This window comes from Streptomyces sp. NPDC048650 (genome assembly GCF_043199095.1).
Taxonomy (GTDB): Bacteria; Actinomycetota; Actinomycetes; order Streptomycetales; family Streptomycetaceae; genus Streptomyces.
Genome location: NZ_JBICVM010000015.1, coordinates 76,542 through 90,482, shown reverse-complemented (window position 1 = coordinate 90,482; position 13,941 = coordinate 76,542). Strand labels below are relative to the sequence as shown.

The window sequence follows — 13,941 nt, the reverse complement described above, 5'->3', positions numbered from 1 at the left end:
TACTGCGGGAACTTAACACCCTTGCAATATCTTGCGTAAGGTCTTGCAGTCATCGAGCAACGCGGATACAACCGGGACCCATGTCCTCCAAGTCCTCCACGGAACGCCGCCATCGGCCGCGCAGGCACCTGGCCGCCGTGCTCGCCCTCAGCGCGGCGGCACTGCTCGCCACCGCCCCACGGCAGCAGGCACACGCATCCCCGGCCGACCCGGTCAAGGCCGAGGCGCAGTGGATCGACCGCGACACCGTGGTGTGGAAGGGCGCCGAACGCACCGCCGCCCGGATGGAGTTCGGCGACGGCGGGCCATCGCACCGCATCCGCCTGACCCCGGGCACCCTCACCCCCGCCGAGCGGGCCGCCTACCCCCACCTGAAGGACTTTCCCGCCTTCACCGTCGACCCGCGCGATCGGAACCTGGCCCGCGACGCCGTGCGCGACCGCCTCATCGCCACCCAGCAACGCTCCTCGGACGCGGCCACGTCCCCCGCGACCGCGTCCTCCGCGACCACCGGCGTCCAGATACCCGGCGTCCTGGACGACCTGTACGGGCTCGCCGCCCGACACGCCCACCTGGGACCGACGTTCGACGCCGCCGGACGCCCCACCCTCTCCGTCTGGGCGCCCACCGCCCGCACCGTCGCGCTCGAACTGGACGGCCGCACGGTCCCGATGCACCGCGACGACGCGACCGGCGTCTGGCGGGCGCAGGGAGAACCGTCCTGGGCCGGAAAGCCGTACCGCTACGTCGTACGGGTCTGGGCGCCCAGCGTCCGCACGTTCGTCACCAACAAGGTCACCGACCCCTACTCCACCGCTCTGACCGCCGATTCCGCCCGCAGCCTCGTCGTCGACCTCGCCGACCCCCGACTGGCCCCCAAGGGCTGGTCACGGCTGAAGAAGCCCGTCGCCGTCCCCTTGCGCAAGGCCCGCATCCAGGAACTGCACATCCGCGATTTCTCCGTCGCGGACCGCACCTCCCGCCACCCCGGCCAGTACCTCGCCTTCACCGACAGCCGCTCGGACGGCATGCGGCACCTGACATCCCTCGCGCGGGCCGGCACGTCCTACGTCCACCTGCTGCCGGCCTTCGACTTCGCCACCGTCCCCGAACGCCGCACCGACCAGCAGGATCCTGGACAGCAACCCGACTGCCACCTTGCCGCCCTGCCCGCCGACTCCGACCGCCAGCAGGAATGCGCCGGCAGGACGGCCGCCCGCGATGCGTTCAACTGGGGCTACGACCCCCTCCACTACACCGTCTCCGAGGGCTCCTACGCCTCCGACCCGGACGGCCCCCGCCGCACCACGGAGTTCCGCCGCATGGTGCAGGGCATGAACGGGGCGGGCCTGCGCACCGTCATGGACGTCGTCTACAACCACACCGCGGCCGGCGGGCAGGACCCGAAATCCCTCCTGGACCGCATCGTGCCGGGCTACTACCAGCGGCTTCTCGACGACGGCAGCGTCGCCACCTCCACCTGCTGCTCCAACACCGCGCCCGAGCACACCATGATGGGCAAGCTCGTGGTCGACTCCGTCGTCACCTGGGCCCGGCAGTACAAGGTCGACGGCTTCCGCTTCGACCTCATGGGCCACCACCCCAAGGCCAACATCCTGGCCGTACGCAAGGCCCTCGACGCCCTGACCCCAGCGCGGGACGGCGTGGACGGCAAAGCGATCGTCCTCTACGGCGAGGGCTGGGACTTCGGCGAGGCCGCGGGCGACGCCCGCTTCGTCCAGGCCACCCAGCGCAACATGGCGGGCACCGGCATCGCCACCTTCAGCGACCGCGCCCGCGACGCGGTCCGCGGCGGCAGCCCCTTCGACCCCGACCCCCGGGTCCAGGGCTTCGCCTCCGGCCTCTTCACCGACCCCAACTCCTCACCCGCGAACGGTGACACCGCCGCCCAGCGCGCCCGCCTGCTGCACTACCAGGACCTCGTCAAGCTGGGCCTGACCGGCAACCTGGCGGGCTACACCTTCACCGACACCACCGGTCGCCGGGTCAAGGGCTCCGAGGTCGACTACAACGGCGCCCCCGCCGGATACGCCGCCGCCCCCGGTGACGCCCTCGCCTACGCCGACGCCCACGACAACGAAACCCTCTACGACGCCCTCGCCTACAAGCTTCCGCCCGGCACCTCGGCCGCCGACCGCTCCCGTATGCAGGTCGTCGCCCTGGCCACCGCCGCCCTCTCCCAGGGCCCGGCCCTCTCCCAAGCGGGGACGGACCTCCTGCGCTCCAAGTCCCTCGACCGCAACTCCTTCGACAGCGGCGACTGGTTCAACGCCCTGCACTGGAACTGCACCGGCGGTACCGGGTCCGGCAACGGCTTCGGGCGCGGTCTGCCCCCGGCCGCCGACAACAAGGACAAGTGGCCCTACGCCAAGCCCCTCCTCGCCGACCCGGCCCTCCGCCCCTCCTGCGCCACGATGGCCGCCACCTCCGCCGCCTACCGTGACCTGCTGCGCATCCACGCCGCCGAACCGGCCTTCGCCCTCGCCACCACCGCCGATGTCCAGTCCGCCCTCTCCTTCCCCCTCTCGGGTACGCACGAGACTCCCGGAGTCATCACGATGCGCCTCGGTCGCCTCGTCGTGGTCTTCAACGCCACCCCGCATCGCCAGTCCCCACGCCTGCCCTCCGCCGGGGGACCGGTGTCGTACGTGCTCCATCCCCGCCAGGCCCACGGCTCCGACCCGATCGTCAAGTCGGCTTCGTACAGCGCCACTTCGGGCAGCTTCACCGTTCCGGCGCGTACGGTCGCCGTCTTCACCCGGGCGACCGGACGCCAGGGGGAGATCCGCGCCGCGCGGCGACCGGATTGTGCGAGGGTGCTGTCATGGACAACGCAATACCACGCACCCTCCGGGGGTTTGCGGAGATCTTGGTCCGGCTGGGCATAGCGACGGAGGAGCAGACCGCGGCCGGCCTGGCGGAGGCGGCCGACATCGGCTTGGACCTCGACGAGGAATTCGAGGACGCCGAGGACGCCGACGAGCTGACCTGCCTCCTCGACTTCTGCAGCGGCCTCGGCTTCCAGACGCCCGAAAAGATGGGGGTCGATCTCGAGGAGATGGTGCACGAGATAGCGGCGTGCACGGGCGGCTCGGTGGTGGTCGACGAGGTCGAGCGGGTGGAGGTCGAGGAAGGACTCGAGTACCTGCACTACCGGCGCAATGGGCGGTCGGTATGGCACCGGACGAGGGACCCCTCGGACAACTACCGCTACTTGGACTGGAACATCGCCTTCGACATCATCGGCGACCTCGCCCCCTGCAACGACGATCCCCGGATCTTCTACCAGCTGGAGGAGGACTCCTATGACGCCTGGTGGCTCCCGCTGACTCCCGAACAGGCCGAAGGTCTGCAGGAGTTCGGTCTGCCGCTGCCGGTGGACCTCGGCGACCGGGTGCGTGACGGGATCCCCACGGCGGAACCCGAGACGCTCGCGTGGTACATGGAGGACGACCGCCTGCAGGCGAGCGAGGAGTCCCGCCGGCGTCTCGACGAGTGGCTCGCGCCCATGGACGGCGCACTGGAGCGGTGGCGGACGGCCCATCTGCCCGGCGACTTCCCCTTCGACCACTCGCCGGACTCGCTCGCGGCGCTGGAACGGCTGGTGCTGGACCGCTTCGACGGTCCCGCCGCGCTGGAGGCGGCGGCCGGAGAGGCGTTCTTCGAGGGCGCGGTCAGGTACGTCGGAGAGACCGCGCTGCGGCTCCGGCCGTGCCGCTGGACCTACCGGCACTCCGACGACGAGGAGCGGGTGTTCACCAGCGAGCTGTTGATCACTGCCAACACTCCCCATGGTTTCGGCGCGGCGTTCTCTCCCGACCACGTCCTGCGGTCCCTCGTGCAAGCACGCACGTCCGGTGGCATGCGCGACCGCATGGGAGCGCTGGGGGAAGCGGTCGAGGAGTACCACAAGGCGCTCCGCGCCCGAGCCCGTACCCGCTAGGTGCCGTGCCAGGCGTCGCGGACCAGGCGGGACTTTGCGGACACCCCCCAGTGGTCCGCTGAGACCAGCCGCTTCTCCAGGAGGGTGACGGCATACCGGCCTTCACCCACACCCTCCTTGAGCGGCTGCTCCCCGACGACGGTGTAGCCCGCGCCCTCGTAGTACGTCCGCAGGCGCGGATTGCTCGCCACGCAGTCCAGCCGGCACCATCCCCTCCCCGCCTCGGCGGTCCGCCGCTCGGCCTGTTCCAGCATTGCCCGCCCGGTCCCGGCCGGTGCAGAGGTCCGGTCCACCATCAGCCGGTGCACATACGCCGCCACCGGGGGCTGTTCGCCCCACGCGGGTACGTCCTCCCACCACAGCTCGAAGCCGCCGACGATCCGCCCGCCCGCCTCCGCGAGCCAGACCTCCCCCTTCTCCCGCTCCGTTATCCGGTGCCGGAAGTGCTCCGCGTCCTTCTCGCCCGGCTTCCACTGATCGATGTCGTGGTCCTGCATCCAGCGGGCCGCGCCGTCGTAGAGGGACACCAGGGTGGGCAGGTCGCGTGCGGCGTCGGCGAGCCGGTAAATGATCGCATCCATGGGGCGATTGTGTCCCCACGGGTCCGCTGACCACGCGGGGGCCTCAGTCCCACCAGAACCCCCAGGTGTCGACATCCACCAGCGACCGCGCATAGTCGTCGAGCGACGTCCAGTCGCTCTGCAGCAGGTTGTCCGGACAGAAGGCGAGGTGCTCGACGGCGATCGGCAGCGCCTCGCCCGGCGTGCGCGGCGGCGCGGGAACCGAGAGGTACAGCGTGTTGAGGCCCAGCCCCACCACGCGGACCCCGAACCGATCCTCCCACGAGCGCAGCACGGCGGCGTACCGCCCCATGTCGCTCTCGTAGTTGAGCGGACCGGTCCAGCCGATCGCGGGGAGGACATCCGCCCCGCGGGCCGCCGGCACCAGGCCCAACCGCGGTGTCCTCAGCACTCCGTGGGCGACCAGCAGCTGCGCCACCCGCTCGCCCACCACGGCCGGCGGGTCCCCGGCCCGCTCCCCTTCGGTCCCGGGAGCCGTCCCCGGCCACCGCCCCCGGCCGTATGCGGACCACCAGCTCCGCAGCACGTCCTCGGCGTGGAAGGAACCCGGCGCGGACGACTCCCCGGGCATCAGCTCCCCGTCCCACAGCCGGTCCGGCCGCGGCCGTCTGCCGCAGTCCAGCATCACCGGATACAGCCCCGCCCGCTGCCACCGCGGATCGGCGACCGACGCCCCGCCGGACCCGGCATCCGCCGCACACCACAACAGCGGCTCCGGCCAGGGCCCGTCGGCCGTTCCGTCGATCAGCCGCCCCGCGGGCAGCTCCAGCCCCAGCGTCCGGCCGCTCGGATCGTCCTTCAGCGCGAGCAGGGGGTTCGTCATGACCACCACGCTACGGCGAGGGTCCGACAATCGGCCCCGCGAGGGAGGACGGTGGCTCACACCGGCTGTGGCAGCTCCATCAGCCGCGCCACCAGCTCCGCGAACATCCCGTCCGCCGGCTCGTCCGCCAGCATCCGGCGCAGGATCTCCGCCATCCGCGCGTCGTACGCCGCGCTCACCGCCACCAGTGCCGCGAAGTCGTGCACCAGTTGTCGCTCCAGTTCCTCGCGCGCGATCCGCCGCCCGTCCAGCCACAGCAGGGCGGTGGTCTCGGCGAGCGAGATCCAGGAACGGACCACCAGGGTCAGCCGCGGGGGCGGGTCGAGGACGTCGAGATGGGCGAGGATCTGGTCGTGGGCCGCCTGCCGCACACCGTCGATCATGGCCCCGGTGCGGCTCTGCGAACCCGTTGCCGGGCCGCCCCGCATCAGCGCCGAGAAGCCGGGGCCGTGGTCGTCCACGAAGTCGAAGAACCGCTCCATCACGCGCAGCAGGCGGGCGCCGAGCGGGCCCTCGTGCGGCTCCACGAAACGCGCCGCCAGCTCCTCGGCGGCGCGCCCCAGCGCGGCTTCGTACAGCTGCTGCTTGCCCGGGAAGTAGTGGTACACCAGCGGTCGCGATATCCCCGCGGCCTCGGCGATCTCGTCGATCTGCACGTCCTCGGGGGAACGGTGGCTGAAGAGGTCGAGCGCGACGCCGATGAGCTGCTCGCGTCGCTCCTCGACACCCATCCTGCGGCGCGCCCCGGTCGTCATGCGGCCCACCCTAACGACCGGGGACGCCCCGCGGTATCACGGCCCGGAGCGGCCCGTGCCCCGGCGGGAGCTACAGGTCGAGGACGAGGCGCTCCCCGCCCCGCGCCCGAGAGACGCAGATCAGCAGCGAGTCGTCGCGCTCGGCATCCGTCAGCAGCTCGTCGCGGTGCGCCACCTCGCCCGCCAGCACCCGCTGCTGGCAGGTGCCGCAGAAGCCCTGTTCGCAGGAGTACGGCAGGTCCGGCAGCGCCTGGTCACGGATCGCCCGCAACACACTGGTGCCGGCGGGCACGGTGACCGTACGGCCGGTGCGGCGCAGCTCCACCTCGAACGGGGCGTCCTCGCCGGCCGGTGCGGGCGCGGCGGGCGCGAACCGCTCGGTGTGCAGGGCCAGTCCCTCGGGGCCGTCGGGCAGCAGCGCCGCCACCGCGTCCATCAGGGGCTCCGGCCCGCAGCAGTAGACGGCGGCGTGCGGGGGCGCATCGGCGAGCGCCGCGGCCAGATCGGGGCGCCCCTCCTCGTCCTCCGCGACGACGGTCACCCGGTCCGCCCCGGCCCCCGCCAGCTTCTCGATCTCCTCCAGGAAGGGCATGGCGGCCCGCGACCGTCCCGCGTACAGCAGTCGCCACGGCACCCCCTCCCGCTCGGCCTGCCGCACCATCGGCAGCAGCGGGGTGATGCCGATGCCGCCGGCGACGAAGACATAGGCGTGGCAGTCGTCCAGGCGGAAGCGGTTGCGTGGACCGCGTACCTCCACGGCCGTCCCCTCGTGCAGCTGCTCGTGCACCTCGCGCGAGCCGCCCCGGCCGTCCTCGATCAGCCGGGTGGCGATGGTGTACGAGCCGGCCGCCGCGGGCTCCCCGCACAGCGAGTACTGCCGTACGGTCCCCGACGGCAGCACCAGGTCGATGTGCGCACCCGGCTCCCAGTCCGGCAGATCGTCGCCCGCCAGACGCAACCGCACCACGCCCTCGGCCTCCTGCGTACGTTCCACGACCGTCAACCGCCGCGGGGCACCGGAGGCGTTGGCCGCCCGCCCCTGGCCCGAGACGGGGTGCTCCAGGGCGGGCAGCGGCCAGAGCGGCGAGGCCCGGACCCGGCTGCGCAGCGCCCGCCGGGCGGCCAGCGCGGCCGCGGCGACCACGACGACGGTACGGAGCCGGGGCGTGCGGAGGGTGCGGGGCATCTCAGGCACCTCCGGCCGGGTGCGCCTCGGCCGCCGTCGCGGCGGGGGAGGCGGCGAGGTAGGCGACGGCCTGCTCGGTGCTGCCGTGCTGGGAAGGGTGGTAGCCACGGCTCAGGTACTGCGGAATGGAGCGGGCCATGGCCCCGGCGGTCGGCAGCAGACCCTGCCGGCCGGCGCGGAAGAACTCCCGGAATGCGGCCCGGCCCTCCACCAGGGTGGGGTCGTTCGCCATGAAGAAGCGGGTGCCGCGCTGCCACAGGAAGACGAGCGCGGCGAAGGCCGTGGCCCAGGTGCGCACCCGCCGCCGGTAGCCGCCGTCCAGATGGACGAAGAGGTCGAAGGCCACCGAACGGTGCTCGACCTCCTCCGCGCCGTGCCAGCGCAGCAGGTCGAGCATGGTCGGATCGGCGCCCTTGGCGTCCAGCGCGTCGGCGTTGAGCACCCAGTCGCCGAGGAAGGCGGTGTAGTGCTCGATCGCGGCGATGGTGGCGACCCGCTCCAGCAGCCACCACTTGCGGGCCCGGCCCGGCGGCAGCGTCCGGTCGCCGAGCAGCTTCTCGAAGAGCCAGTCGACCTGCGCGGTGTACGGGGTCGGGTCGAGGCCCTGCGCCTTGAGATGCGGCAGGACGTCGTCGTGTGCCTGGGAGTGCATCGCCTCCTGGCCGATGAACCCGATCACGTCCTCGCGCAGCCGGGGATCGCGGATGTACGGCAGTACCTGCTTGTAGACGTGCACGAACCAGCGTTCGCCGGCCGGCAGCAGGAGGTGCAGGACATTGATGGTGTGGGTGCTCGACGGGTCGCCCGGTATCCAGTGCAGCGGGGTGTCCGCCCAGTCGAAGGCGACGTTGCGGGCCTTCAGCGGGAGGTGTTCGGACGCGACCGGCCGGGGCCGCAACGAGGCCGTATTAGACATGGCGTCAATGTACTGGCGGGTAAGGAATGCCGGTACCCCCCGGACACACCTTTCCGCGCGCCCCCCCGCACGGGCCGGGACCCCGGCCGCGCACGGACGGACTCAGCGGAGCGCGTCGATGGTCCTCCCGTTCGCCAACCGCCCCGCCAGCCGGGCCCGGGCGCCCGCAGTGGCCTGTACCGCCATCAGCCGCCCGGCCGCCCGGCCGCGCACCCCGCCGTCGGCGGTGACGGACGTGACCTGCGCACTGCCCGCGGCCAGCAGCCACCACTGGCCGCCCGCTGCCTTCCACAGCACCCCGGCCAGCGCGCGCGGCGCCCTCGGCCCGCAGGCCGTCCCGCCCTCGGCGACGGCCGCCACCGCGCCCGGCGGATACGGCCGGCCGCCCGGCACCGGCGCCTGGAACTGCGCGAGCGTCCGGCTGCCCGGCCCCCGCCAGGTCTCCGCGCGGGTGCACACCCACGCCGCGCTGCCCGCGCCCCCCGGCAGCGGCTGCCGCGCGAACTCCCAGGAGTTCACGCTCCGTACGCCCTGCCCGCGCACCGCCGCCAGCGCGCAGGCGCCGCGCGCCCAGGCCGTCCGCGCCCGCGGCGTGCGCACCTCGCCCGGCCTGCTCGGACTGCCGTACGTCAGCCGGGCCGGGGCCAGTTCGCCCAGGTCGGTCAGCAGCTGCCCGCCCATCCGCAGCGCGGGCCAGGCGGTGCACTTCCGCTCGGGGCGGGGGACCGGCACGGGATCGGTCACACCGTGCGCGTCGATGCCCGCACGCTGGGGCGCCGCATCCGGCGCGAGCAGGTCGACCAGCTGGGCGGACGTCACCCAAGGAGCCGTCAGATAGCGGATGTTGCCCTCGGTGCGGCCCACCACCAGGGCGTCGGCCGTCGCCTTCTCCGCGCCGTCCGCGCGGGCGAAGTCGAGTGCCGCACCGGTGCCCTGCGCCCGATCCTCGCCGTCCGCCGCCTCGGCGTAGCGCACCACCCGTAGCCCGTCGTGGAAGAGCACCACCGCGGAGTGGTCCACGACGCCCGCGAAAAGCAGCTGCGGCGGCCCGGCGGCGGGGCCCGTCATGGTGCCCGGCGTCGCCGAGACCGGCACACCGGAGCCGGGCCTGGCCCATGCCGCCAGCGCCCGGCGCAGCAGCGCCCGGTCGCCCGTCCGGTCGCCGCGGGCGGGCCAGGCCGAGAAGTCCTGGCGCGCCGCCCCGCGCCAGGCGTGCGCGGGGGTCTTCGTCAACCGGCCCGGGTCCAGGGCCGCTTCGGCCGCGGTGTTCTGCGCGTACGGGGGAGCGGCGGCCCCGTCCGGCCCCCAACCCTCCCCGGGCAACCCCAGCAGCGCCCCGCACACCACCACCGCCGCGCCCGCCGCCAGCACCGCGCGCAGGTGCTGGCGCCGCCGGAGCAGATCCGTCGGCCGGGCCTGTAGCGCACACGGGTCGAACTCCACCGACTCCAGCAGTGACCGGTCCCGACTGCCCGCCGGGACCGCCGCCGCGTCGGCCTCCGCCAGCGCCTCGGGGACACCGCTCACCCCGGCGGCCTCCAGGACGCGGGCCGCCTCCGGCGGCGTCAGCCCCTCCAGATCGCGCAGGACGAAGGCCGCCCGGCCGGGCCCGGACAGCGCCGACAGCGCCTGGTCCAGGGCGAGTTCGTCGGCGCCGCCGGAGCGCGGGAAGAGCCGCAGGCCCCAGACCTGGGGGAGTGGCGACGGCGGCCGCCACCGGGACCGCCCGGCGGCGAGCGCGGCCCTGAGCACCCGCCCGCGCAGAAAGACGTAGCAGGGATCGGCGTCACCGGCGCTGCCGCCGCCCGGGGCGGCAAGGACGGCGCCGCGGGCGGACGACTGCTGGCGCGGCAGGGCCCGCTGCACCACCGCGTGCGCGGTCAGCACCCGCCGGCCGCGGCCCCGGCCGGACGGCAGCACGAGGTAGGCGAGCCGCACCAGCCGCGGATAGTGCTCGACCAGGGCCGCCTCGGCCTGCTCGACATCGATGGCCGCACCGATGTCGGCGAAACTGCCCGAGGGGGTGCGGTCCGGACGCGGGGATGTCGCCTGCTGCTGCTCCACGTTCGGTGAAACGAGTGAATCCTGTGATGGTCACCCGGGGGCGAGAGCTCGCCCGCACGGGTGACCGGGCCGCCGGCCGGTGCTACGTCAGGTCGAACTCGCCGTCCCGCGCACCCAGGACGAAGGCGCGCCACTCGGCCTCGGTGTAGCGCAGGACCACCTCGGGCTCGGTGGAGTTGCGCATCGCCACCGCGCCGCGCTCCAGGAAGGCGATCTCCACGGCCTCCTCGGCGTCGCCGGGCGGCCGCTGCCAGACGGCATCGGAGATGTCGAGGCCGTAGAGCCACTCCTTGTCAGCTGCGGTACCCATGCCGGTGTCCCCTCGCTCGTGATCCGTTCGGGGTCAGGGTACGCCGTGGTCAGGACAGCATCCAGCGGCCGAATTCCGCCGTACCGCGCTCCCCGGTACCGGAGTTGGCGGCGCACTGGTGCAGCCCGGCGTCCTGTTCCGCGGCGGCCCCGGGAACGCTCACCGTGGCGATCTCGCGCCAGGTGCCGCCGCCGTCGGTGGAGCAGGCCCCGGTGTACGTGCCCGAACGCCCGTCGTCCCGGCCCCGGGTCAGCCGGAGCCGGACGGGGGCGGTGACGCCGGTGAGGCGGCGGTAGGTGTCCAGGGTGCCGTCGCCGGTGGAGTCGTAGGAGAGCACGACACCGTTGGCGGGGGTGACCGAGAGGTTGACGAAACCGGGGGAGGCGGCCGCACCCAGGTGGTTGCGCACGATGACGCCCGCGCGGGCCCACGGGCCCGTGGCGTCCTGGCGGGTCACGTCCACCGTCACCGATCCGCCCGTGCCGAGCGCGCCCGCCCGGTAGACGGCCCCGAACTCCGCGGTGCCCTTCCACAGGTCGCCCCCCGCCCCGTCGATCGCGAAACGGCCGTCCAACTGGCCGAAAACCGCCGCATTGGTGGTGACGGTCTCGAGCGCTTCGTCCAGCGGACCGGCCACGAAGAACGTGCCGTGCCGCACGGCCCGGACCCGGGGCTCGCCCTGGGGCCCGTACTCGGCCGTCAGGCCGTACGGCAACGGCTCCAGCGGACCCCCCGGCGGCCCGGCGGGGGCCGACACCCGCCAGCGTGCCTCGCCGGTGCCGCCGGGCGGGACGGACGGCAGCGAGAGAGGCCCGTCGGCGGTGGCCTCGACGCCGCTCAGGGCGAAGTCGACCCGGCCGGTGGCGCGCAGGCCGTTGACGTTGCGCAGCGCCGCGGTCACCGTGGCGTGGCCGCCCGGCGGCAGCGTGTGCGGATCCGCGCCGACCGTGAGGGTGCCCTGGAAGGGGGCCGCGGCGAGGACGGCGTAGACCCGGCGGGCGGTCCGGTGGGGGTCGGCCGTGGGCCGCAGCGGGTGGTCGTCGCGCCGGTGGGTCCAGGGCTCCTCCAGCGCGTACCAGTCGAAGGGCTCGGGCGGCCGGTCCGCCGCCAGCGCGTCCTCCAGCTCGTCCAGGTACGCCCGCCACTGCGGGAGATGGACGTCGCCGATCAGGCCGTGCCAGTCGCGGTTGGCGTAGTTGGCGAGCCCGCCGCCGTCGGCGGTGGCCCGGTCCGCCCAGGTGGTGATCAGGGCGCGGGCACTGTGCTCCAGCCGCGCCTCCTCCGCGTCGCCGGACGCCATCGCGCGGGCCTGCGCCAGCCAGGGCCCGAGCAGGAACCGGCGGTGGGCCCCGGTGACCTCCTCGCTCAGCCGCATCAGCTCCAGCCACAGCCGCGCCAGCGCCCGGAAGGTCGGCCGGTCCTTGCGGCGGTAGGCGTCCTGAAGCTGTCCGATCAGCTGCCAGGAGCGGTTGGCGAGGGCCTGCCGGGCGGCGTCGGTCAGGTCGTGGCGGTAGGCGTCGCTGCCGCGCAGCCCGGGGCGGACGGCCAGCAGCGCCGCGAAGGCGGTGTCGAAGGCCGCCGGGTCGAAGGCCGGGGTGTGGGTGGCGTAGCGCGTGCCGGAGCGGGCGGCGAGGTCGGGGCGGGCGGCGAAGACCGAGTCGTGCGGGCGGCCGTCCGCGCTGTCGATGGCGTACGCGCTGGTGCGCAGGGCGGCGAACGCGGCGCGGGCGTGGTCGTCGCGGGCGCCGTAGCGCAGGTCCGCGTAGCCCTCGAACCACGCGGTGCGGTCCACCGGGCGCTCCCGCCAGGCCAGTTCGGCGAACAGCTCGAACGCGGCCGGATCGCGTTCGGCGGCCTCCGGCATGTAGGCGGTACCGGCGAGCCGGCTGCCCTCCTTGTCGCGCCATGCGGTGAAACGCTTCGCCCACATATGGGTCTTGGCGCCGATGGTGGTCCGGCCGCCGAAGTTGGGGATGGAGCCGAACGCGTACGGCACCCCGCCCCAGTCCCGCTCCCGGTCGGTGACCGTCTCCAGGTCGCTGAGGCCGTCGACGACCAGCATCCGATCGTGGTCGACGGCGTCCAGCAGATCGCGCCGCGGATTCCCCTGCCAGCCGAGGATGACCCAGGTGGCGCCGGGACGCGCGGTGCGCAGCGCCTTCTCCACGGCGCGGGCCGCGTCCGGGACGGGGACGTCACCCGGATCGCCGCCCTCGTGCAGCAGATCCATCTTGAAGTGGTCGGCGGGGCCGAGTAGTTGGTGCTGATGGCGGTAGAAGGCGGCGGCGACCTCGGCGAAGGCCCCGGTCCGCGGGTCCAGCCAGTCGGGGCGCCGCAGACCCGACCAGATGCCCTGGGGGACGGTCCGGGCGCCGGGGTTGCGGGCGGCGAAACCGTCCGGGACGGTGCCGAAGTAGCCGGGCAGTACGGGGTGCATGCCCAGGTCGCGCAGCCGGTCGGTGATCCGGCGGCCCAGCGCGGCCCGCTTGGCGATCAGCTCGCCGCTGGTGGGGCCGCCGTAGGAGCTCATGTTCTGCAGCAGCCACCACGGCTGGTGCGAGGGTGCCGGCAGCCAGCCGCGGGCCTCGGCGTCGGAGTAGCCGAAATCGGTCAGCACCCGGTGGTAGACGGCCTCGGTGCCGGGCGTGACCAGCACCTCGTTCACGCCGTGCAGCGCGAGGACGTCGATCATCCGCTCCCAGTGTGCCCAGTCGGCGTACGGGGCGGTGTAGCCGTCGTGGGTGTCGTTCAGCGCGAAGCGGTGCGGCAGGCCGGTGGCGCGCTCGACCGGCCGGGCGGGCGCGGGCAGCCGGGCGGGCAGGTCCAGCTGGTCGCCGGCCCAGGAGACGTGGGCCCGGCAGGTGTACTTCAGATACCAGTGGACGCCGGTCAGCAGGACGGCGGGCGTGGTCCCGGCCACGGTGATCCGGCCCGCCCGGCCGTCGACGCGGAAGCGGTCGGTGCCGTCGTCCGGGGCCAGCCGGTGCAGGTGGAACTGCTCGGCGTGGCCGGGCAGCAGCCGCTCCAGCGCGGCCCGCGCCGGGGCGGTGTCGAAGGTGGCCACCCGTTCCGGCCCGGGCACCGGCGGCCCGGCGGCCGTGGCCGGGGCCGCGGCGCCGAGCGCCGCCCTCGCACCGATCGCTCCGGCGGTTCCCAACAGCGCGCGTCGTGACGGTTGGCTCACGTGTGCCCCCACTGCTCGGCAGTTACAACGGACCCGTGCGTGGGGCACGCTAACGGGCGGCCGGTCGCGGTCCAAGTAGGCCGGGACGGCGAGCAGCCGCCGGTTCGGCGGCCGGGCACGCAGGGACCCGCGGGCCGCGGCGACCAGTGTTCTGCGGA

General features: G+C 74.0%; 10 protein-coding genes. 2 read left to right on the top strand and 8 right to left on the bottom strand.

Annotated elements, in window-relative coordinates; translation table 11 throughout:
- Positions 1-80: 80 nt before the first annotated feature.
- Together pulA and ACGFML_RS31700 are read left to right on the top strand one after the other, a co-directional pair.
- Positions 81-2,909, top strand: a complete 2,829-nt coding sequence (pulA, locus tag ACGFML_RS31705) for a pullulanase-type alpha-1,6-glucosidase (protein WP_393549080.1) — start codon at positions 81-83, stop codon at positions 2,907-2,909.
- Positions 2,846-3,964, top strand: a complete 1,119-nt coding sequence (locus ACGFML_RS31700; protein ID WP_393549079.1) for a hypothetical protein — start codon at positions 2,846-2,848, stop codon at positions 3,962-3,964. The genes pulA and ACGFML_RS31700 overlap by 64 nt, the downstream gene beginning before the upstream one ends.
- Here ACGFML_RS31700 and ACGFML_RS31695 read toward each other — a convergent pair.
- From ACGFML_RS31695 to ACGFML_RS31660, 8 genes are all read right to left on the bottom strand, one after another.
- Positions 3,961-4,545 (bottom strand): GNAT family N-acetyltransferase, encoded by a 585-nt coding sequence (locus ACGFML_RS31695; RefSeq protein WP_393549078.1) that lies wholly within the window; start codon positions 4,543-4,545, stop codon positions 3,961-3,963. The two genes, ACGFML_RS31700 and ACGFML_RS31695, sit on opposite strands and share 4 nt — an antisense overlap.
- Before the next feature lie 43 nt (positions 4,546-4,588).
- Entirely contained in the window at positions 4,589-5,368 is a 780-nt protein-coding gene (locus ACGFML_RS31690) for a DUF4253 domain-containing protein (protein WP_393549077.1), read from the bottom strand.
- A gap of 56 nt (positions 5,369-5,424) precedes the next feature.
- Positions 5,425-6,123 (bottom strand): TetR/AcrR family transcriptional regulator, encoded by a 699-nt coding sequence (locus ACGFML_RS31685; RefSeq protein ID WP_393549076.1) that lies wholly within the window; start codon positions 6,121-6,123, stop codon positions 5,425-5,427.
- Positions 6,124-6,193: 70 nt separating this feature from the next.
- A complete protein-coding gene (locus ACGFML_RS31680; protein ID WP_393549075.1) occupies positions 6,194-7,309 on the bottom strand; it encodes a PDR/VanB family oxidoreductase in 1,116 nt (371 codons plus the stop codon).
- 1 nt (position 7,310) lies between these two features.
- Entirely contained in the window at positions 7,311-8,225 is a 915-nt protein-coding gene (locus ACGFML_RS31675; protein ID WP_393549074.1) for a metal-dependent hydrolase, read from the bottom strand.
- Positions 8,226-8,327: 102 nt separating this feature from the next.
- Positions 8,328-10,289, bottom strand: coding sequence for a hypothetical protein (locus ACGFML_RS31670; RefSeq protein WP_393549073.1), 1,962 nt, complete (start codon positions 10,287-10,289; stop codon positions 8,328-8,330).
- An 82-nt stretch (positions 10,290-10,371) separates the two neighbouring features.
- Positions 10,372-10,599, bottom strand: coding sequence for a DUF397 domain-containing protein (locus ACGFML_RS31665; RefSeq protein WP_393549072.1), 228 nt, complete (start codon positions 10,597-10,599; stop codon positions 10,372-10,374).
- Between the two features lie 49 nt (positions 10,600-10,648).
- On the bottom strand, positions 10,649-13,783 hold the full coding sequence (locus ACGFML_RS31660) for an alpha-N-acetylglucosaminidase (RefSeq protein WP_393549071.1): 3,135 nt from the start codon (positions 13,781-13,783) through the stop codon (positions 10,649-10,651).
- Positions 13,784-13,941: the final 158 nt, after the last annotated feature.

What these genes read in the sequence shown, in the direction of transcription:
- ACGFML_RS31700 (WP_393549079.1), top strand. Translation starts at nt 2,846, where the DNA reads ATGGACAACGCAATACCACGCACCCTCCGGGGGTTTGCGGAGATCTTG.
- ACGFML_RS31695 (WP_393549078.1), bottom strand. Translation starts at nt 4,545, where the DNA reads ATGGATGCGATCATTTACCGGCTCGCCGACGCCGCACGCGACCTGCCC.
- ACGFML_RS31685 (WP_393549076.1), bottom strand. Translation starts at nt 6,123, where the DNA reads ATGACGACCGGGGCGCGCCGCAGGATGGGTGTCGAGGAGCGACGCGAG.
- pulA (WP_393549080.1), top strand. Translation starts at nt 81, where the DNA reads ATGTCCTCCAAGTCCTCCACGGAACGCCGCCATCGGCCGCGCAGGCAC.
- ACGFML_RS31675 (WP_393549074.1), bottom strand. Translation starts at nt 8,225, where the DNA reads ATGTCTAATACGGCCTCGTTGCGGCCCCGGCCGGTCGCGTCCGAACAC.
- ACGFML_RS31680 (WP_393549075.1), bottom strand. Translation starts at nt 7,309, where the DNA reads ATGCCCCGCACCCTCCGCACGCCCCGGCTCCGTACCGTCGTCGTGGTC.
- ACGFML_RS31665 (WP_393549072.1), bottom strand. Translation starts at nt 10,599, where the DNA reads ATGGGTACCGCAGCTGACAAGGAGTGGCTCTACGGCCTCGACATCTCC.
- ACGFML_RS31690 (WP_393549077.1), bottom strand. Translation starts at nt 5,368, where the DNA reads ATGACGAACCCCCTGCTCGCGCTGAAGGACGATCCGAGCGGCCGGACG.